17 protein-coding genes are annotated in these 18,513 nt (G+C 65.3%); 12 read left to right on the top strand and 5 right to left on the bottom strand.

Annotation, left to right across the window (positions count from 1 at the left end):
* Nucleotides 1–277: 277 nt before the first annotated feature.
* The 3 genes from purU to AC1DJT_RS04175 all read right to left on the bottom strand — a co-directional run bounded on the left by purU (nt 278) and on the right by AC1DJT_RS04175 (nt 4,458).
* Nucleotides 278–1,180 (bottom strand): formyltetrahydrofolate deformylase, encoded by a 903-nt coding sequence (purU, locus tag AC1DJT_RS04185; RefSeq protein WP_476770879.1) that lies wholly within the window; start codon nt 1,178–1,180, stop codon nt 278–280.
* A 4-nt stretch (nt 1,181–1,184) separates the two neighbouring features.
* Complete coding sequence (locus AC1DJT_RS04180) at nt 1,185–3,614, bottom strand: GcvT family protein (protein WP_476770878.1); 2,430 nt, start codon at nt 3,612–3,614, stop codon at nt 1,185–1,187.
* A 73-nt stretch (nt 3,615–3,687) separates the two neighbouring features.
* Nucleotides 3,688–4,458 carry a DeoR/GlpR family DNA-binding transcription regulator gene (locus AC1DJT_RS04175; RefSeq protein ID WP_476832644.1) on the bottom strand — a complete coding sequence of 257 codons (771 nt, stop codon included), beginning with the start codon at nt 4,456–4,458 and terminating at the stop codon, nt 3,688–3,690.
* Between the two features lie 473 nt (nt 4,459–4,931).
* On the opposite strand from AC1DJT_RS04175, the gene AC1DJT_RS04170 reads away from it, so the two are divergent.
* The 3 genes from AC1DJT_RS04170 to AC1DJT_RS04160 all read left to right on the top strand — a co-directional run bounded on the left by AC1DJT_RS04170 (nt 4,932) and on the right by AC1DJT_RS04160 (nt 8,376).
* Nucleotides 4,932–5,876, top strand: a complete 945-nt coding sequence (locus tag AC1DJT_RS04170) for an ABC transporter permease (protein ID WP_476770429.1) — start codon at nt 4,932–4,934, stop codon at nt 5,874–5,876.
* Nucleotides 5,873–6,742: an ABC transporter permease gene (locus tag AC1DJT_RS04165; protein WP_476770428.1), complete on the top strand. Its 870-nt coding sequence runs from the start codon at nt 5,873–5,875 to the stop codon at nt 6,740–6,742. Before AC1DJT_RS04170 ends, AC1DJT_RS04165 begins: the two co-directional genes overlap by 4 nt.
* Before the next feature lie 74 nt (nt 6,743–6,816).
* Nucleotides 6,817–8,376 (top strand): ABC transporter substrate-binding protein, encoded by a 1,560-nt coding sequence (locus AC1DJT_RS04160; RefSeq protein WP_476770427.1) that lies wholly within the window; start codon nt 6,817–6,819, stop codon nt 8,374–8,376.
* Here the strand turns inward: AC1DJT_RS04160 and AC1DJT_RS04155 are convergent.
* A complete protein-coding gene (locus AC1DJT_RS04155) occupies nt 8,354–9,280 on the bottom strand; it encodes a LysR substrate-binding domain-containing protein (protein ID WP_476770426.1) in 927 nt (308 codons plus the stop codon). The two genes, AC1DJT_RS04160 and AC1DJT_RS04155, sit on opposite strands and share 23 nt — an antisense overlap.
* Before the next feature lie 211 nt (nt 9,281–9,491).
* Here AC1DJT_RS04155 and AC1DJT_RS04150 point away from each other — a divergent pair, with 211 nt between their 5' ends.
* Nucleotides 9,492–10,559 carry an NAD/NADP octopine/nopaline dehydrogenase family protein gene (locus tag AC1DJT_RS04150; protein ID WP_476833586.1) on the top strand — a complete coding sequence of 356 codons (1,068 nt, stop codon included), beginning with the start codon at nt 9,492–9,494 and terminating at the stop codon, nt 10,557–10,559.
* Between the two features lie 203 nt (nt 10,560–10,762).
* On the opposite strand, the gene AC1DJT_RS04145 is transcribed toward AC1DJT_RS04150, so the two are convergent.
* The gene (locus tag AC1DJT_RS04145; RefSeq protein ID WP_441507394.1) at nt 10,763–11,101 is read right to left on the bottom strand and encodes a carboxymuconolactone decarboxylase family protein; all 339 of its coding nucleotides are present in this window, start codon (nt 11,099–11,101) and stop codon (nt 10,763–10,765) included.
* Nucleotides 11,102–11,248: 147 nt separating this feature from the next.
* Between AC1DJT_RS04145 and AC1DJT_RS04140 the strand changes: the two genes are divergently transcribed.
* From AC1DJT_RS04140 to mnhG, 8 genes are all read left to right on the top strand, one after another.
* Nucleotides 11,249–11,482, top strand: coding sequence for a TRIC cation channel family protein (locus tag AC1DJT_RS04140; RefSeq protein ID WP_476770424.1), 234 nt, complete (start codon nt 11,249–11,251; stop codon nt 11,480–11,482).
* A 405-nt stretch (nt 11,483–11,887) separates the two neighbouring features.
* Nucleotides 11,888–12,433, top strand: a complete 546-nt coding sequence (locus tag AC1DJT_RS04135; protein WP_476770423.1) for a GreA/GreB family elongation factor — start codon at nt 11,888–11,890, stop codon at nt 12,431–12,433.
* Complete coding sequence (locus tag AC1DJT_RS04130) at nt 12,433–15,339, top strand: monovalent cation/H+ antiporter subunit A (RefSeq protein ID WP_476833597.1); 2,907 nt, start codon at nt 12,433–12,435, stop codon at nt 15,337–15,339. The genes AC1DJT_RS04135 and AC1DJT_RS04130 overlap by 1 nt, the downstream gene beginning before the upstream one ends.
* The gene (locus AC1DJT_RS04125) at nt 15,330–15,671 is read left to right on the top strand and encodes a Na+/H+ antiporter subunit C (RefSeq protein WP_441491350.1); all 342 of its coding nucleotides are present in this window, start codon (nt 15,330–15,332) and stop codon (nt 15,669–15,671) included. The genes AC1DJT_RS04130 and AC1DJT_RS04125 overlap by 10 nt, the downstream gene beginning before the upstream one ends.
* Nucleotides 15,671–17,305 carry a monovalent cation/H+ antiporter subunit D gene (locus AC1DJT_RS04120; protein WP_476833585.1) on the top strand — a complete coding sequence of 545 codons (1,635 nt, stop codon included), beginning with the start codon at nt 15,671–15,673 and terminating at the stop codon, nt 17,303–17,305. The genes AC1DJT_RS04125 and AC1DJT_RS04120 overlap by 1 nt, the downstream gene beginning before the upstream one ends.
* Nucleotides 17,302–17,787, top strand: a complete 486-nt coding sequence (locus AC1DJT_RS04115) for a Na+/H+ antiporter subunit E (RefSeq protein ID WP_476770927.1) — start codon at nt 17,302–17,304, stop codon at nt 17,785–17,787. Before AC1DJT_RS04120 ends, AC1DJT_RS04115 begins: the two co-directional genes overlap by 4 nt.
* The gene (locus AC1DJT_RS04110; RefSeq protein WP_113517826.1) at nt 17,784–18,065 is read left to right on the top strand and encodes a K+/H+ antiporter subunit F; all 282 of its coding nucleotides are present in this window, start codon (nt 17,784–17,786) and stop codon (nt 18,063–18,065) included. The genes AC1DJT_RS04115 and AC1DJT_RS04110 overlap by 4 nt, the downstream gene beginning before the upstream one ends.
* Complete coding sequence (gene mnhG / locus AC1DJT_RS04105; protein WP_476770928.1) at nt 18,062–18,430, top strand: monovalent cation/H(+) antiporter subunit G; 369 nt, start codon at nt 18,062–18,064, stop codon at nt 18,428–18,430. The genes AC1DJT_RS04110 and mnhG overlap by 4 nt, the downstream gene beginning before the upstream one ends.
* Nucleotides 18,431–18,513: the final 83 nt, after the last annotated feature.

Here is an 18,513-nt window from a genome sequence, read left to right as displayed (position 1 = left end):
CCGTGTTCACCAGCAGCATGGTGACCGTTACCGGACCGCCGACGCCCGGAACGGGCGTGATGGGGGGCTCCTGGAGCAATGCCAGCAAGACTGCGTCGCGGCTTTGCCTCCGGAATTGCGTGAAGACAAAGGGCTAAGGGATTGCAGGTGAATCCGATTTTCACCGGAAACGCACTAGATCATCGGACCGGACATCGTATCCAGCCCGATGATCTAACCCTTTGTCTTTGCATCGGCTTTGCCCCGAAAACCGCAATCCACCTTTCGGGCCGACGCTCTAGCGAAAAATGACGGTCCGCCGGCCGGCCAGCATCACCCGCCGCTCGATATGCAGGCGCAGCGCACGCGCCAGGACGACCGCCTCGATGTCGCGCCCGACGCTGACGAGATCGTCGGGAGCCAGCGAATGATCGGCGCGCGCGACGTCCTGGTCGATGATCGGGCCTTCGTCGAGATCCGGGGTGACGTAATGGGCCGTCGCGCCGATCAGCTTCACGCCGCGATCATAGGCCTGATGGTAGGGCCTGGCGCCCTTGAAGCTCGGCAGGAAGGAATGGTGGATGTTGATCGCCCGCCCGTCGAGCGCACGGCAGAGATCGTTGGAGAGCACCTGCATATAGCGGGCGAGCACGACCAGCGACGCATCGGTCTGCGCAACCAACTCCAGCAGCCTTGCCTCCTGCTCCGCCTTGGTCTCCGCCGTGACCGGCAGATAGTGGAACGGGATGCCGTAATTCTGCGCCAGCGGCTCGAAATCCCGATGGTTCGAGACGATCGCGGGAATCGTGATGTTGAGGTTCCCCGTCGCCTGGCGGAAGAGCAGATCGTTCAGGCAATGGCCGAAGCGTGACACCATCAGCAGGACGCGGGCCGGACGGGCCGTATCGACCGCGTCCCAGCTCATCTGAAAGGTGCCGGCCACGCCGTCGAACTCACGCCGGAACGCCGTGACGTCGAAGCGGTCGCCGGCGGCGAAGGCAACGCGCATGAAGAAGCGGCCGTCGCGCGGATCGCTGAACTGCGCGCTTTCCAGGATGTTGCAGCCGTGCCGGTAGAGCACGCCGCTGACGGCATGCACGATTCCCGGCCGGTCCTCGCAGGCGAGGTTGAGGACACGGGCGGGCTTGCGCAGGACGATATCCCTGGGAATGGCGGGGGCGAGCGGCGTGAGATCGGTCATCCCCTCAGGCTCCGCGCGCCTGCCCGCGGTCGAGCGGTGCGGCGAGGCTCGCCGTGACGGGGATCGCCGTGCCCGCGAGATCGATCGTCCAGTTGCGCGCATCGAGCCAGGCCTGGTCGATCGGCTCGTGGCTTTCAGCCCAGCCGAGCGCGACGATTCCGCCGAGGGTTGCGCCGAAGGCCGCGGAGGTGATCTCGCCGACCGGCCTGCCATCGGCCAGGATCGCCTCGCCGCCCCAGGCCATCTGACCGTTCGGACGGGGGCCGACAAGCGCGACCAGCCGCTTGGTGCGCGGCGCCGCGCGGGCAATGGTGAGGGCGTCGCGGCCGATGAAATCGCCCTTGTTCAGCTTCACGGCGAAGCCGAGGCCAGCCTCGTAGGGATTGACGTCGGGCGTCAGCTCGCGTCCCCAGGCGCGGAAGCCCTTCTCGATGCGCAGCGAGTCGACCGCGTAGTATCCGACATCGACGAGACCGAGAGCGGCTCCGGCCTCGTGCAGCATATCGTAGATCGCGGCTGCGAATTCCGCGGGCACGTAGAGTTCGAAGCCCTCCCCCAGATAGGAGCGGCGGCAAGCCCAGGTCGTGGCATAGCCGATGGTGATCTGCCGGATCGCGTTGGCGGGGAAATCGACGGGATCGAAGGAGACGGGCGAGACGCGAGCGAGGATCTCGACGACCTTCGGGCCGGCCAGCGAGAGCACGGCATAGGCCGATGTCACGTCCGTCAGCGTCGCTCCCTCCGGAAGCTGGCGCCTGATCCAGTGCGCGTCGCGCGTCGCCTGGGCGGTGCCGGTCAGGAGCAGGTAGGTGTCGGGCGCGATGCGGGCGGCCGTCAGGTCGCTTTCGAAGGTGCCGCGCGCGTTGAGCAAGGCCGTGTAGACCGAGCTGCCCACCGGAACCGCGACATCGTTGGCGGAGAGGCGCTGCAAGGCCGCTTCGGCCTGCGGACCCTGCAGCAGGAATTTGGCGAAGCTGCTCATGTCCACAAGCCCCGCCGTCTCGCGGCAGGCTCGATGCTCCGCGGCGACCGTTTCGAACCAGTTCTGCTGCCCGAAGGAATAGCTGATCCTGCGCTCATCCTCGGTGCGGGCGAAATAATTCGCGCGTTCCCACCCCATCTTGGAGCCGAAGACAGCCTGTTTGGCGGCCAGGCGCTCATAGAGCGGCGAGCGKCGGAAGGGCCTTGCGGTATCGAGTTCGCGGTTCGGCCAGGGCATGGCGTAGTGAAGGCCAAGCGTGTCCTTGATGCGATCCTTCAGCCAGGCCGGATTGTTGTTGAACCTCGCGAAGCGGCGAATGTCGACGGGCCAGAGATCGCTCGTGGCCTCGCCCGCGACGATCCATTCGGCCAGCGCGCTGCCGGCGCCGCCGGCAGAGGCGATCCCCATCGAGTTGAAGCCGGCGCCGATATAGACACCCGCCACTTCCGGAGCCTCGCCCAGAAGGAAATTGTTGTCCGGCGTGAAGCTCTCGGGACCGTTGAGGAAGGTCTTGATCTCGGCCGTCTCCAGGGCCGGCACGCGCTGCAGCGCGTTTTCCATCAGGATGGCGAACTGGTCCCAGTCATCGGGCAGGAGCTGGAACTCGAACGGATAGGGGATGCCGTCCATGCCCCAGGGTTTCGCGTCGGGCTCGAAGCCGCCCATCACCAGGCCGCCGACCTCCTCCTTGTAGTAGGTGTAGCCATCGGGATCGCGCATCACCGGCAGGTCCGGCGTCACGCCCTCGATCTTGCCGGTGACGATGTACATGTGCTCGGCCGAATGCAGTGGCACCGACACGCCGCACATCTGCCCGACCGCGCGTGACCATTGGCCCGCGCAGATCACCAGGACCTCGCATTCGACCCGGCCCTGATCGGTCTGCACCGCCCTCACCCGGCCCTTCTCAGTCTCGATGCCGGTGACGCGGATCCCCTCGCGCACGATTGCGCCGCGGCTACGGGCGCCGCGCGCCAGCGCCTGGGTGATGTCGGACGGGTTCGCCTTGCCGTCGCCGGGGAGCCAGACGCCGCCGACGAGATCGTCGGTGCGCATCACCGGCCATTTCTCGCCGGCCTCCTTCGGGCTCAGCTCCTCGATCTCCACCCCTTGAGCGCGCGCCGCCGAAATGGTCCGGCGCAGCTGTGTCATGCGTTCGGGCGTGCGAGCGACCGAAACCGAGCCGCAGCGTTTCCAGCCGGTGGCGAGCTCGGTCTCCTGCTCCAGCGACGCGTAGAGCTCGGTGGAATAGCGGATCAGGCGCGTCATGCTCGACTGGCTACGCAGCTGCCCGACCAGGCCGGCCGCGTGCCAGGTGGTGCCCGAGGACAGGCGCCCCTGCTCAAGCAGGAGCACATCGCGCCAGCCGAGCTTGGTCAGATGATAGGCGACGGAGCAGCCGACAATACCGCCGCCGATGATGACGACACGAGAGTGGGTGGGAATGGACATGAGCGCCTCCGCGATGGAGGCAGCCTAGCAGGCAAAATCCACAAAACAACAAAAAACCACAAAACGGGCAAAATCAGGAAACGAGCAGACGCACTCCGTTCCTGGTGAGGTTCGCGGCGATCGGGTCCGGCGGAAGCCGGTCGACCAGCAGTCCCGCGCAGGTTTCGTCGCCGCCGATCCGGCTGGGAAGGACAAGGCCGAACTTGCTGCTGTCGGCCATCAGGAAGCCTTGCTCCGCCGCGTTCAGGAGAGCGCTTCGGATGGCTGCTCCGGCGCGCGTGTAGTCGGTCAGCCGCCCTTCCGTGTCGACGCCGCCGACGCTGACGAAGGAGACATCCGCCGAAAGGCGCCCGATCGCCCGCAGGGCCTCCGTGCCCGAGGTCGCATCCTCGTTGGGGTCGAATTCGCCACCGATCAGGAAGACGCGGGCGCCCGGCAGCCGGCTGGCCAGCCGCGCATTCTCGAGCGACGTGGTATGCACGACCAGCCGCTTCCGGTCCGACCGCGCCAGCGCGCGCACCACGGCCTCGGTCGTGGTGCCGGAATCGAGCAGAATGGTCATGCCGTCGCCCAGCATGGAGGCGGCGAGCATGGCGATCAGGTCCTTGCCCGTGCGGTTCACGGTCCGGCGGCTGGCGAAGGAGGCTTCCGAACGCTCGGCCCGGATCGCTCCGCCATGAACGACAGCGAGCAGCCCCTCGGCCGACAAGGCCTTGAGGTCGCGCCGGATCGTCTCGCGGGAGACGTCGAGCGACAGGGCCAGTTCCTCGACGCTGATCGATTCCTGTCGTTCGAGACTGTCGAGGATGATGCGATGCCGTCGCGCAGCGATGTCGCGGGTCATGGAAACGGAGCCAAAAATCCTGGTCGGCGGAAGAAGCCGTCCCAATCTGCCACATGTCGTCGATTCGCGCTTGGCAATCGAACGGGGATGGCCGGGTTCCACTGTGGCCCGGCCGGACACGCTGAATCACGATCCGGCTGATGTGGAGAGTGGCCGCCAAGGCAGAAGACACCGCGCGGATGCCATAGCTTTGCAGAATGGCTTRGGCAGAAAAACGACTTTGACGAATAATCGACTCCCCTCCAAAGTTCGCTGACACGGTGCAAGCTCAGGTATGGATCGATTTTGGAACCGCTGATCACGAACGGGCATGCGCCAAGGGCGTGTTCTTCCCGATGGGCCGGGCCGCTAAGCCTCATGCATTTTCCGGGCACCATCGGAGCGATTCAAGACGTGGCCTTGCTCTCGCGACCGGGGCGCGGACCGCTGTTTTCCACCAGGTCGCAGCCTTCGACCGAGATCGATCCATCGCCATGACGGGCTTCGTCCTCAGGCGCCTGCTGTTCGCCATCCCGACGTTGYTGGTCATGTTGACGGCGATCTTCGTCCTCGTCCGGATGGTTCCCGGCGATGCCGCGCAGGTCGTTCTCGGCGACCAGGCCAGTGCGGCCTCGCTCGCCGCGCTCCGGGCGAAGCTCGGTCTCGACCAGCCGGTCTACGTCCAATACGTCTCGTTCCTGCTTAACGTCGCCCGCGGCGATCTCGGCCAGTCGTTGAGCAGCGGTCGCAGCGTCATCGAGGAAGTCAGGCAGGTGCTGCCGTCGACGATCGAGCTGACGGCAGCCGCGATCGTGATCGGCCTCCTCTTCGGCCTGCCTCTGGGCGTGGCGGCGGCACTGAGCCGCAACGGCTGGCTCGACTACGTCTCACGCGTCGTCTCGCTGATCGGCCTGTCCTTTCCCGCCTTCGTCTCCGGCATCCTGATGCTGATCGTATTCGCGATCCAGCTCGGCTGGTTCCCCGTGCTCGGCGGTTCCGGCGGCCGTCAGAGCTTCGCCGAGCACCTGCGGGGCCTGGCGCTGCCGGCGCTCAATCTCGGGTTGATCATGACCGCCTATGTCATGCGGGTGACGCGCGCTGCGATGCTGGGTGTCCTCACCGAGGATTACATCCGCACCGCCCGCGCCAAAGGAGTCGGCCCGGTCCGGCTCGTCGCCCGGCACGCGCTGCGCAACAGCCTGATCCCGATCATCACCGTGGTCGGTCTCTATTTCGGCACCCTGATCGGCAATTCKGTCCTGACCGAGATCATCTTCAACCGCCCCGGGCTGGGGAAGCTGATCCTCGGCGCTCTCCACTCGCGCGACTACACGCTGCTTCAGGGGCTGATGATCATCTTCGCCATCTGCGTCATCGCCGTGAACACGCTGACGGACCTGGCCTATGGCCTCGTCGATCCCAGGGTGAAATACTCATGAGCGCCGCTGCGGCTCCTTCCCTGGAAAGCAGGCCCGGCCGCCTGTGGCTGGCGCTCTCGCAGAACAGGCTGGCCTGGATCGGGCTCGCCCTGCTGGCGCTGATCGTCCTGGTCGCGCTGCTCGCCCCCTGGCTCGCGCCCTACGACCCGCTCGAACAGAACATCGCCGCCCGCCTCGAACCGCCCTCCGCCGAATACTGGCTCGGCACCGACAGCTTTGGCCGCGATGTCCTGTCCCGCCTGATCTACGGGGCAAGGGTCTCGCTCTTCGTCGGCTTCGCCGCGATCCTGGTCGCCATGCTGGTCGGGACGACGATCGGCGTGATTTCCGGCTATATCGGCGGCCTGTTCGATCAGATCGTGATGGGCGTGCTCGATGTCATGCTCGCCTTCCCGACCCTGCTGCTTGGCCTGATGATCGCCGCCATGCTGGGCGCCAGCCTGGAAAACCTGATCATCGCGATCGCGGTCACCGAGATCGCGCCCTTTGCCCGGGTCGCGCGGGCTCCGACCATCTCGCTGCGCGAGCGCGATTTCGTCGAGGCCTGCCGCTCCTATGGCTGCGGACCGGTCCGGATCATGACGCGCCATATCCTGCCGAACATGATGTCGGACGTGGTCGTGATGAGCTCGCTCTGGCTGGCGTCGGCGATCCGCACGGAGGCGTCCCTCAGCTTCATCGGGCTCGGCGTTCCCCCGCCCACCGCGACCTGGGGCAGCATGATCCGCGAGGGCTTCGAGAACATCCTCGACGCCTGGTGGCTCGCGGTGTTTCCGAGCCTGGCCATCCTGGTGACCGTGCTGGCGCTCAATCTGCTCGGCGACGCCCTGCGCGATGCCTCCGACCCACGGACCCAGTCCCGATGACCGAAGCCGCCACGCAGAAGAACCGCGCCCGGCGACCGGCGGCACCCATTGCAAGACCTAGGAGGACGACAGGAATGAAAGCCCGGATCATGGCCGTGACGCTGGCGACGGCCGCAGCCTTCTCGGTCGCGCCCTTGCAGGCCCCCGCTCAGGCCGCCGTGCTGCGCATCAGCCCCAACGGCACGGACATCGCGACGCTGGACCCGCACCGCGCCGTGTCGACGACGGATCAGTCCGTCGTCGCATGGATCTTCAACGGCCTGGTCCGCTTCAAGCCCGGCAGTGCGGACTCCGCCGATCTCGAACCCGACCTTGCCGAGCGCTGGGAGGCCTCGGACGACAAGACGGCCTGGACGTTCCACTTGCGCCGCAACGTCAAGTTCCATGGCGACTGGGGCGAGCTGACGGCCGACGACGTGGCCTTCTCGCTGAAACGCGCCGCCAGCCGCGACACCTCCACCTTCGCGGCAAGCCTCGCCAATATGGTCGGCGTCGAGGCCCTCGATAGCCATACAGTGAAGGTCACGCTGCGCGAGCCGGACGCGTCTTTCCTCAATCTGGTCAGCAATTATCGCGGCGGATACATCGTCAGCCGCAAGGCGGTCGAGGCGCTGGGCAACCGCTTCGCCACCAGCCCCGTCGGCACCGGGCCGTTCAGCTTCGTCGAGCACATCACGCAGCAGCGCGTGAAGCTCGCCGCCAACACGGCCTATTTCCGCGGCCAGCCGAAGATCGACGGCATCGACTACCGCTTCATCCCGTCCGACAGCAGCCGCGAACTGGCCTATTCCTCGGGCGAGCTCGACATCTTCTACGCCAAGCGCGAGCAGAAATGGGTCGATCAGGCCCGCCGTCGCGGCAATGTCGTCGTCGACATCTTCCGGCCTGGCGAATACCGCACACTCCACATCAACCGCACGGTCGCGCCGCTGGACGACCTTCGCGTGCGGCAGGCACTCGCCCATGCCATCGACACGGCCCAGATCGAGCGCTTCGTCGGCGTCGATGTCGGCCCGCGCGGCTGCTCGGTCGTGCCGGACGGCTATCTCGGCTCGGATTGCTCCTATGGTGCCTACACGTTCGATCCGGCCAAGGCGGCCGCCCTGCTGAAGGAAGCGGGACATCCCAACGGCGTCACGATCCGGGCGACCACCTCCAACATCTCGGCCCATCTGCCGGCCATGGAGATCATCCAGGCCCAGTTGGCCAAGGTCGGCATCAAGCTTGAGCTCAACGTGGTCGACCATCCGACCTATCACGACCAGACCCGCAAGAATGCGAGCGCCCTGGTCTTTTACGGCGCGGCCCGCTTCCCGGTGGCCGATACCTATCTGTCGGAGTTCTACGCCTCGAAATCGGCGGTGGGCAAACCGACTGCGGTGGCCAATTTCTCCCATTGCGCGGTCGCCGATGCCGAGATCGACTCCGCGAGGCACGAGCCCGATCAGGCGAAGCAGATCGCCCTCTGGCATGAGGCGCAGCGCAAGATCCACGAGGATGTCTGCTCGGTGCCGATCAACGACATCCTCCAGGTCTGGGGGCGCAGCAGCAAGGTCGACTATGGCTATCCGCTCAAGGGCGCCTTGAACCTGTCGCTGCCGATCACCGAGGTCACGACCCTGGCAGAACGTTGAAGACCTCGCCCATCATGGCCGCGATCGCCTCCTGCGCAACGCGAAGGAAGGTCTCCACGAAGATCTTGTTTCGCGCCTCGCGTGGGTAACAGAGCCAAAGGTCGGTCTCGATCTCGAAGGAAAGGCGCCGGATCTCCACGCGGTCACGGACCGCGTGGGCGAACACCGGATCGAGGATCGAGATCCCCAGCCCCGAGGCGACGAACTCGCAGATCGTGCCGGTCAGGTTCGCATCGGCAACGATACGGGGCTGGACGCGGTGCTCGGCCAGCCTGGCTTCGATCTGCACCCTCGTCTTGTTCTCCGACGCCAGGGCGATGAACGGAGTCCCCGTGATATCCTGAGGAGTGACGACATGCTTGCTGGCGAGGCTATGGCCGCGCGGCATGATGCAGACGAGCGAATGCGTCGTCAGCGGAACCGCATTCAGATACGGGTTCTCCATCGGCGCGCTGACGATGCCGACATCGATCTGCCGTCTGACGAGCCAGTCGATCACGACCTGCGAGCTGCGGCCCAGGATCGACACATAGGCGTCCGGATGCTTCGCGAGGAACCGGCTGGTGGCCTGCTGCGTCAGGTGGCCCGTCAAGGCCGGAAGCACGCCGACGGACAATTGGCCGATGTCTTCGCGCTGGATGGAATCGATGGCGCGCTCGATCTGCCGCAAGCCTGCGAAGGTCCTGTCGACCTCCTCGTAGAGGCGGATGCCCCTCTCCGAAGGGACCAGGCGCCCGCGCAGGCGCTCGAACAACTGCAGGCCCGCATCCTCTTCGAGATGGGAGATGAGCTTGCTGACGGAGGGCTGCGAGATGCCGAGGACATTGGCGGCCGCCGTCACCGATCCCGTCTCCACGACGGCCTTGAAGGCCTCGATTTGCCTGAGCTGCAGGGGCCGCTTCATCGCCTCGCCTCGTTGCCTTCCAGCGCTCCGTCCGGAGCGGGCCGGCGCGAATCCCTGCCGCCAGAAGAATGGGTTTCGGCTCTGAAGGTCAACGCCGAGGCTGGTTTCCACGCGGCTTGGGATCGCGCTGCCGATCTTCCATGCCCATCCGCGCCCGGCACAGGCATGGGCCGGGCCGTCTCGTTTCATTCGATCACATTGGAATAATCAGATGCGTGTCGCCATCATCGGCTCGGGCGGAATCGGGCGCGGCTATGCCGCCTACCTGTCGACCCATGGCCACCACCCCGTGCTCTGGTCGCCGAGCGGGGCGGCCCAGGCCGAATTCGCAGGGGCGGCGCTGCTGTCCGTGACGGGTAAGATCGAAGGGGAGTTTCCGCTCGCCGTGGCACGGAGCTGCGCCGAGGCCGTGGCCGGCGCGGATGCGGTGATCATCGCCGTGCAGGCCAACGGTTTCCGCAAGGTGTGCGATGCACTCGCGGCGCATCTGCGAGAAGGTCAGGCCGTCATCTTCAGCGCCCATTGCTCGTTTGCGGCGCTCTATCTGCATCGCCTGCTGGAGCAGCGCGGATTGGAGCTTCCGATCGCCGCCTGGGCGACCACGGCCCTGACCGCCCGGAAGAGCGGCCCCCGCAGCGTGCATGTCTCCGGCATCCRCAAGCGGCTGGACGTCGCCACCCTGCCCGTTCGGCATAGCGCAGCCGGACTGGCACTCTGCGAAGCACTGTTCGGGCATCGCTTCCAGCCGCGCGAGGACCTGCTGGCGATCATGCTCAGCAACCTCAATCCGCCCGCGCATATGGCCAACATGCTCGGCAATTTGACGCGGGCGGAACGCGGCGAGGACTGGCCGAATTACGGCTCGATCACCTCCGGGGTCGGGCGCATCATCGAGGCTCTCGACACTGAAAGGCTGGCCCTGGCCAACGCCTTCGGCCTCAGCGTGCGCAGCGTGCAGGAGCATTATGCGCTGTCCTTTGGCGTCGAGCCCGGCCCTGTCGGAGACATGGCTGCAGCGGTCTATCGCCTGCGGCCGGAGCTGGCCGGGCCCAAGACGCTCGATACGCGCTTCATCACCGAGGATGTGCCGTTCGGCCTGGTTCCCCTCGAATTCCTCGGTGCGATCTGCGGACTGCCCCTGCCGGTCCATCAAGCCGGGATTGCCCTGTTCGACGCAATCGCCGCTCGTGATTTCCGGGCCGAGAACGACCTCCTGCCGGCGCTCGGTCTCGCGGCGCTGAGCCCTGCAGAGCTGCACCATGAGCTTCGGAATGGCTAATTGTCCCGCCGGCATTCAAGACGTCCGCACCCGGTAAATTTCGGCAGCAGACAATACTGATGTCTGCCGCCGCCCCTGACTTGATTGGCCATTCTGCGAGTCGTCGCTTTTGAAATCGCCTTCAGTGCGATGCCCGTCTCGGCGAGCAACTTGAGCTTCTCAAGCTCCTCACGTGTCCAGGGTTCCGATTTTGGAAACCATCATTACCCCTCGGAATGACCCACCGAATTTGGCACGGCCTGATCAAAAGCTTCGAGCGCCACCGGTAGAGCTTGGATCACGATATTACCGACGGCGGGCATCCCTGCGAGAATCGCGCTGATCACCTCTTCTCTGCTCGCGCCGAACGCTTTCGCTTCGGCGACGTGGAAAGCAAGTCCGCTCTCCAAACGAACGGCTGCGAGAATGCCGATATAGACCAAGGCGGCCGTCTTCCGATCGAGCTGCGATGCCGCGCCGAGTTTTTGCACAGCCTCGAGCCACACGCTCTGATGCACCGGCGCTTCCTGGAGGAAGGTCTTGAAAGCGTTGCTGATCAGCATTGTATCGGTCACTCGCACTTGTCGTTCCGGGCCACTCCCGAAATACGCCATCTATAACTGCTGGTGCGGGATTCGCCCAAGAATTGCCGCAACCATCAGCGGCAATTAGCAATCCCCGCGCGGCTGTCGGCCGATATCGGCGGGGGCATGACGCGCGACGTCCTTCTCGCTGAGATTCCACAGGTATTGCGATCGAATCTATATGCCATTGCGGCACTCGCCGGCGCGTCCATCGTCGTCATCGGTGATCAAATTGGTTTTTCCCATGGCGCCTCGGCCCTGGCCGGAGCGGCTTTATGTCTCGGGCTTCGCTCCATGGCGATGAGACATGGTTGGCGGTTGCCGATTGCCACCTCTCCGCGCGAGGGCGCGCGACAATAGATGCTTCTGGAGATGAGAGAGGGTCGTGAACTTGCTGATGCCGAGAACTTAGCGTTTTAAAAAATAATATCGCCGTATAGAAGAATATTTTTGGATGACCTTTGCAATAGAAAGCGCCGCAGATCGACATCACGAGAGCATCGTCTCGTCAAATATCATTTGACGGGACGGATATGACTTACTCACGTCCGATATCGTCTCCCTTGACTTCCCCACGGCGACATTCCACGTAGGTGATATGCGGATCGACGTCCTCACTCTTCACTTCGAGCGGGAGTGCCCCATCACAGGGTACTGACCCCGACCCGGCTGCGTCGCGGCCCGGTCCGGGCAGAGGCTGGCATTCCCGCGTACCGCGGGTTGCGCAGGTCACACAGAGCGGCAACCCATTCAGACATTCCTCTCATGACTGCCTGCAACTCGCTGGTGGCAAACATGATTTGCGCATTGAAACGACCAGTCACTGTGCTTCCGGCCAGCGATTATGTGCGGCTGCAAGAGCTGGCGCATTTGCTMGGCGAGCAAATTCATCCGCTCGCGTCCGCGCTTTTGCGCAAGCTGGACCGCGCCGCGTGGCGTGAGGCGGACGATATGCCGGAGCAAACGGTCCTGCTGGATGGTTTCGTCACCTATCGTGTCGGGAGCACGGGGCAGCCCGAACGCCGACGCTTGATCAATCCCGCAGACGGAATGTGGCCGCCCGCTGAGTTATCGGTGATCACGCCTCTGGGCATCACAGTGCTTGGGCTTTCGGTGGGCGATCGGGCCCCGATGATCGGGGCCGACGTTCGCGCACCGCCATGGGTCGACGTCTTGGCGGTCGACCCTGTGACGACGTCGGGGATCGTCCGAGGGCTGGCCCCCTCGAATGCGCGCACGATCCACTCGTCGTTGGCGGATCAGCCTCGATGGCCTAAGAACGGACGACGCCTMCCAGGCAAAGGAGAATGATGGAACTTTCCCCGCTACTGCTGATCCTCATTCTGCCTTTCGTAGCCAGCCTGGCGGTGGTCCTGTCCCCGGGGGCCTCCCGCGAACCGGTGACCTGGATCACCGGTCTCACCTTGCTGGCCTGCCTCATCATGACCTTGTCGCTCTACCCATCCGTGAGCGGCGGAGATGCCCTCCGGCATCAGATCGACTGGATCCCGTCTCTCGGACTGAACTTCACGCTGAGGATGGATGGCTTCGCCTGGATCTTCGCGGCTCTCGTCAGCGGTATCGGCCTCCTGGTCGTCATGTACGCCCGGTATTACATGTCCGCCGACGATCCGGTCCGGCGCTTCTATCTGTTCTTTCTGGCATTCACGGGCTCGATGCTGGGCGTGGTCCTTTCGGGCAACCTGGTGCTTCTGGTCGTGTTCTGGGAACTGACCAGCATCTTTTCCTTCCTGCTGATCGGCTACTGGCAGCAGAGCCAGGCAGCGCGCGACGGCGCCCGCATGGCCATGACGGTCACGGGCATGGGGGGCCTCGCTCTGCTGGGTGGCGTGCTGATCGTCGGTCATATCGTCGGCAGCTACGACCTCGACGACGTCCTCCGATCGGGCGACCTCATCCGTTCGCACACTCTATATGTCCCGGCGCTCCTGCTGATCCTCCTCGGCACGCTGACGAAAAGCGCGCAGTTTCCCTTTCATTTCTGGCTGCCCAACGCCATGGCGGCGCCGACGCCCGTATCGGCGTTCCTGCATTCGGCCACCATGGTCAAGGCCGGGGTCTTCCTCATGGCGCGGCTGTGGCCGGTGCTCTCCGGTACGCCGGAATGGTTCATGATCCTGGGCATCGCGGGAATGACGTCGTTCGTGCTCGGCGCTTACCTCGCCATGTTCCAGAACGACCTGAAGGGACTTCTCGCCTACTCCACGATCAGCCATCTGGGCCTGATCACGCTGCTGCTCAGCCTCGGCAGCCCGCTCGCCGCCGGCGCGGCCATCTTCCACATGCTCAACCACGCGACGTTCAAGGCATCGCTGTTCATGGCGGCCGGCATCATCGACCACGAGACCGGCACGCGCGATATGAGGCGGATCTCCGGACTGTTCCGGTACATGCCGATCACCGGCACGCTGGCCATGGTGGCCTGCGCCGCCATGGCTGGCGTACCGCTGCTGAACGGCTTCCTGTCGAAGGAGATGTTCTTCGCCGAAGCCGTGGAGACCMACGCCGATTCCTGGCTGGACACCGCCGCCCCCTACGCCGCCGTGCTCGGCAGCGCCCTGGCTGTGACCTATTCCCTACGGCTGATCCATTCGATCTTCCTGGGAGYGCCGCCCGAGAGCTTTCCCCGCGAACCCCACGAGCCGCCGTTCTGGATGCGGTTCCCGGTCATGTTCCTGGTCGTCGCCTGCCTCGTCGTCGGGATCTTCCCGGCCTACACCATCGGCCCGTTCCTGCATGTCGCGGTGTCGTCCGTGCTCGGCGGCGCCGCGCCGGAATACAGCCTGGCTCTGTGGCACGGCTTCAATCTTCCCCTGGCGATGAGCATCGTCGCGCTGGTTGCTGGCGTGCTTTTGTATCGCGTMGCCGGCGCTTACCTCGAACGTTGCGAGCGTCCCCCGCTTTTTGGTCGGATTCAGGGACAGCGCATCTTCGAGCGGGTCATGGTCGCGATTTCGTGGCGATGGGCGCATCTGTTCGAGGGCGCATTCGGCACCAATCGTCTTCAGCCCCAGATGCGCCTGCTGGTGGCGGTGGCTGTCGCCGCAGGGACCGTCCCGCTGCTCGCTTCGGGCCTCTCCTTCGGTCCTTCCGGCAATGGGACGACGGATTTCGCCTTCACCGGCCTTTGGTCCGTCGGCATGATCTGCGCCGTCGCAGCCGCCTATCAGGCCAAGTTCCATCGGCTGGCGGCCCTTGCCCTGCTCGGCGGGACAGGGCTCGTGACCTGCCTGACCTTCGTCTGGCTTTCTGCGCCGGACCTTGCGGCCACCCAGCTCGTCGTCGAGATCGTGACCACGGTGCTCATCCTGCTCGGTCTGCGGTGGCTGCCCAAGCGCTCGCAGGACGTGCCCGAACCGAGGGGCTGGCAACCGCGCCTGCGCCGCTTCCGGGACCTTGCCATCGCCGTCGTCGCAGGCCTGGGCATGACGGCGATCTCCTACGCGGTGATGACGCGGACGCCGCCGGACTCGATCGCGAAATTCTTCGTCGAGAAGGCCTATAGCGAAGGCGGCGGCCTGAATGTCGTCAACGTCATTCTCGTCGATTTCCGCGGCTTCGACACGCTTGGCGAGATCACGGTCCTCGCCGTCGTGGCACTGACCGTCTTCGCGCTGCTCCGGCGTTTCCGCCCCGCACCGGACAGCATCGAGAGGCCCGAGCAGCAGCGCATCCAGCGCTCCAATGACGAGGCTGAGCCGGACACGGAGGTCGGAGCGACCAAGGCGGAATATCTCTACGTGCCGTCCGTCATCATGCAGTGGATGTTCCCGGTCGTGATCGTACTGGCCGCCTATCTCTTCCTGCGCGGTCATGACGCTCCGGGAGGAGGCTTCGCCGCAGGCGTCGCGATGGCGGCGGGCTTCATCCTGCAATACATGGCGGCGGGGACGATTTGGGTCGAGGACAGGCTGCGCATCCTTCCCGTTGCCTGGATCGGCGGCGGTCTCCTGCTTGCGGCGTCCACCGGAGCTGCCTCGATGCTCCTGGGCGATTCCTTCCTCACCTCGTATTTCCGGTATCTGGAGCTGCCGATCGTCGGGAAGGTCCCTCTGGCGAGCGCGACCCTGTTCGATCTCGGCGTGTTCGGCGTCGTGGTCGGAGCGACGGTCTTGATGCTGATCGCGATCGCCCACCAATCCATCCGCCGCCTGCGCGCGGCCCGTCTCGAAGAGGAGCGCCAGCGATGGAACTGACGCTTGCGATCGCCATAGGCGTGCTCACCGGATCGGGAGTCTGGCTGGTCCTGCGTCCGCGCACGTATCAGCTCGTCATCGGCCTTTCGCTCCTCTCTTATGCGGTGAACCTTTTCATCTTCAGCATGGGCCGTTTGCGGGTCGCTGCAGCGCCCGTGCTGGGACCCGGYGGTGCAGGCAATCCGGCGGATCTGGCCGACCCGGTTCCGCAGGCGCTCGTGCTCACCGCGATCGTGATCAGCTTTGCGACGACCGCCCTCCTCCTCGTGGTGCTGCTCGTCGCCCGTGGGCTGACCCGCAACGATCACGTCGACGGGCGAGAGCCGAACTGATGGACTGGACGAGACACCTTCTCATCGTCCCGATCCTGCTCCCGTTGATCACGGGGGCGGCTCTCCTGCTGATCGACGAGCTGCGCCACACGCTGAAGGCGTGTCTCAGCATTGCGTCGGGCGTGCTGCTCCTGGTGACCGCGATCGTTCTGATGCGACTGGCGGACGGGGTTGCCGACGGAGGCGGCGCCCTCTCCTCATCCTATGCCCTCGCCAACTGGCCAGCGCCGTTCGCCATCGTGCTCGTGCTCGATCGGCTGTCGGCGCTGATGCTCGCCCTCGTATCCACGCTGGCGGTCGCCGCGCTTGTCTTCTCGACGGCGCGCTGGCACCGGGCCGGCCCGCATTTCCACACGCTCTTCCAGTTCATGCTCATGGGGCTCGCAGGCGCGTTCCTCACGGGCGACCTCTTCAATCTTTTCGTCTTCTTCGAGGTCACGCTGGCGGCGTCCTACGGCCTGCTGCTGCACGGATCGGGCGCGTTCCGGGTGCGAGCCGGCCTCCATTATATCGCGATCAACCTGGYCGCATCGCTTCTCTTCCTCATCGGCGTCAGCCTGATCTATGGGACCGCCGGAACGCTGAACATGGCAGACCTCGCCGTCCGCCTTGCGGGACTGTCCGCAGATGACCGCGCGCTCCTTCACACAGGCGCCGCGATCCTTGGCATCGCGTTCCTGGTCAAGGCCGGCATGTGGCCGCTCTGCTTCTGGCTGCCTTCCGCCTATATGGCGGCGGCCGCCCCCGTTGCCGCGATCTTCGTCGTGCTCACCAAGGTCGGCACCTATGTGCTTCTGCGCCTCTCCCTGCTGCTTTTTGCCCCCGAGGCCGGGGGCACGGCGGGCTTCGGCGGAACGGTGCTGCTCTGGGGCGGGATGGCGACGATCCTCTTCGCGACATCCGGCGTGCTTTCGTCCCAGGCGCTGGGCCGGCTCGCGGGCTTCAGCGTTCTGATCTCCTCGGGGACCCTGCTCGCGGCCGTCGGCATCGGCAACACTGCGGTCGTGTCGGGCGCCTTGTTCTACCTCGTCAGTTCGAGCCTCAGCGTCGCTGCCTTTTTCCTGCTCATCGAGCTGGTCGAGCGGACACGCGAACCGGCGGCAGACGTGCTGTCGGTCACCATGGAGGCGTATGGCGACGAGACGGACGAGAGCGAGGAGCACGAGGATCAGGAGGTCGGCGTGACCGTACCGGGGGCGCTCGCCATCCTCAGCGTCTCGTTTGGATGCGTCGCGCTCCTGCTCGCGGGCTTGCCGCCGCTATCGGGGTTCATCGCCAAGTTCGCGATGCTGACGGGCATGTTGAATCCGGACGGACTCGGCTCTCTCGCCGAGATCCCGGGGCGCATTTGGCTGCTGGTTGCGCTGGTCATCCTGTCGGGCCTTGCGACCCTTGTGGCCATGATGCGCAGCGGTGTCCGGATCTTCTGGGCGCCGCTTGAGGAACTCGTTCCGCGCGTGGTCATGGTCGAGGTCGCGCCAATCGTCGCATTGCTGGCGCTCTGCACGATCCTGGCCGTGTGGGGCGGTCCGATGCTCAGTTACACGGAGGCTGCGGCCCGTTCCCTTCACGCCCCGTCGACCTATATCCAGAGCGTGCTGGGAACGGGTCATCCGCCGGGCGGTGCGCGATGAACCGCCTTCTCCCCTATCCGCTGCTGACCGCGGCGCTGCTGCTGATGTGGCTCCTGCTGACCTCTTTCTCGACCGGGCAATTCCTCGTCGGGGCGGCCGTCGCGATCGGGGCCTCCCTTGCGATGGCGGCGCTCCATCCATCCAAGCCCCGGCTGAGGCGATGGCAGCTTCTTCCGAAGCTTCTGGGCGCCGTCACGCTGGATATCCTGCAGTCGAACATCGCCGTCGCCGGCATCATCATCCGCGGAGATCGTCGCGACCGTGTCGCGGGCTTCGTCGCCATACCGCTCGACCTGCGCGACAAGACGGCGCTGGCCGTGCTGGCATGCATCGTTACCAGCACGCCGGGGACGGCCTGGGTCGAATATGCCCCCGAATCCGGCGTGCTCCTGCTCCATGTCCTCGACCTCGCCGACGAGGCCGAGTGGATCGCCGTGATCAAGAACCGCTATGAGGCGCTGCTTATGGACATTTTCGAATGACGGCCGCGATCCTCCTATGGTCGGTGACGGCCGCCCAGGCCATGCTCGTCGCCGCCATGGGGTGCTACGCCTACAGGGTCATCCGGGGGCCGCGAGCGCAGGACCGGGTCCTCTGCCTGGACGCCATGTACGTTACCGCCATGCTCCTGGTGCTGACGATCGGCATCCGCTCGGGAAGCGCGATCTATTTCGAGGCGGCCCTGATCATCGCGGTACTGGGTTTCGTATCGAGCATCGCGCTCGCCAAATTTCTCATGCGCGGCGAGGTGATCGAATGACCCACGCCGAGAACCTCCCCGCCTGGGCGGCCCTGCTGACGGCCTTTTTGGTCCTTCTCGGTTCCGGGCTGACACTGCTGGGAGCCATCGGAACATTGCGCTTTCGCAGGTTCTTCGAGCGGGTTCATGCACCCACGCTGGGCACGAGCTGGGGAACCGGTGCGATCGGGCTCGCGTCCATTCTCTGCTTCTCGGTGCTGGGTTCCCGGCCCGTGGTGCATGAACTCCTGATCGGCGTCTTCATGATCGTCACGACGCCGGTCACCCTCATGCTGCTCGCCCGCGCGGCCCTCTATCGCGACCGCACGGAGGGAAACGGAGAGGCGCCTCCGCGCTCGCTCCTGCGCCGCACGCACGGTGGATAGGCGCTGCGTCGCAACCTGGAGCCGGCGGCCAGCGCAGCCCTCGATGCAGCGAAACACTTATCGGCGAGAGCCCGGCGCGACGC

The organism is Allobosea sp. 05T422_2, from assembly GCF_056396265.1.
Note: the sequence above shows the minus strand (reverse complement) of the source record. Positions and strands in the feature narration are given on the sequence as shown.

Coding starts and splice junctions, on each gene's coding strand:
- purU (WP_476770879.1), bottom strand. CDS start 1,180: ATGACCGATCTCACGCCGCTCGCCCCCGCCATTCCCAGGGATATCGTC.
- AC1DJT_RS04160 (WP_476770427.1), top strand. CDS start 6,817: ATGAAAGCCCGGATCATGGCCGTGACGCTGGCGACGGCCGCAGCCTTC.
- AC1DJT_RS04165 (WP_476770428.1), top strand. CDS start 5,873: ATGAGCGCCGCTGCGGCTCCTTCCCTGGAAAGCAGGCCCGGCCGCCTG.
- AC1DJT_RS04145 (WP_441507394.1), bottom strand. CDS start 11,101: ATGCTGATCAGCAACGCTTTCAAGACCTTCCTCCAGGAAGCGCCGGTG.
- AC1DJT_RS04140 (WP_476770424.1), top strand. CDS start 11,249: ATGACGCGCGACGTCCTTCTCGCTGAGATTCCACAGGTATTGCGATCG.
- AC1DJT_RS04155 (WP_476770426.1), bottom strand. CDS start 9,280: ATGAAGCGGCCCCTGCAGCTCAGGCAAATCGAGGCCTTCAAGGCCGTC.
- AC1DJT_RS04110 (WP_113517826.1), top strand. CDS start 17,784: ATGACGGCCGCGATCCTCCTATGGTCGGTGACGGCCGCCCAGGCCATG.
- mnhG (WP_476770928.1), top strand. CDS start 18,062: ATGACCCACGCCGAGAACCTCCCCGCCTGGGCGGCCCTGCTGACGGCC.
- AC1DJT_RS04115 (WP_476770927.1), top strand. CDS start 17,302: ATGAACCGCCTTCTCCCCTATCCGCTGCTGACCGCGGCGCTGCTGCTG.
- AC1DJT_RS04175 (WP_476832644.1), bottom strand. CDS start 4,458: ATGACCCGCGACATCGCTGCGCGACGGCATCGCATCATCCTCGACAGT.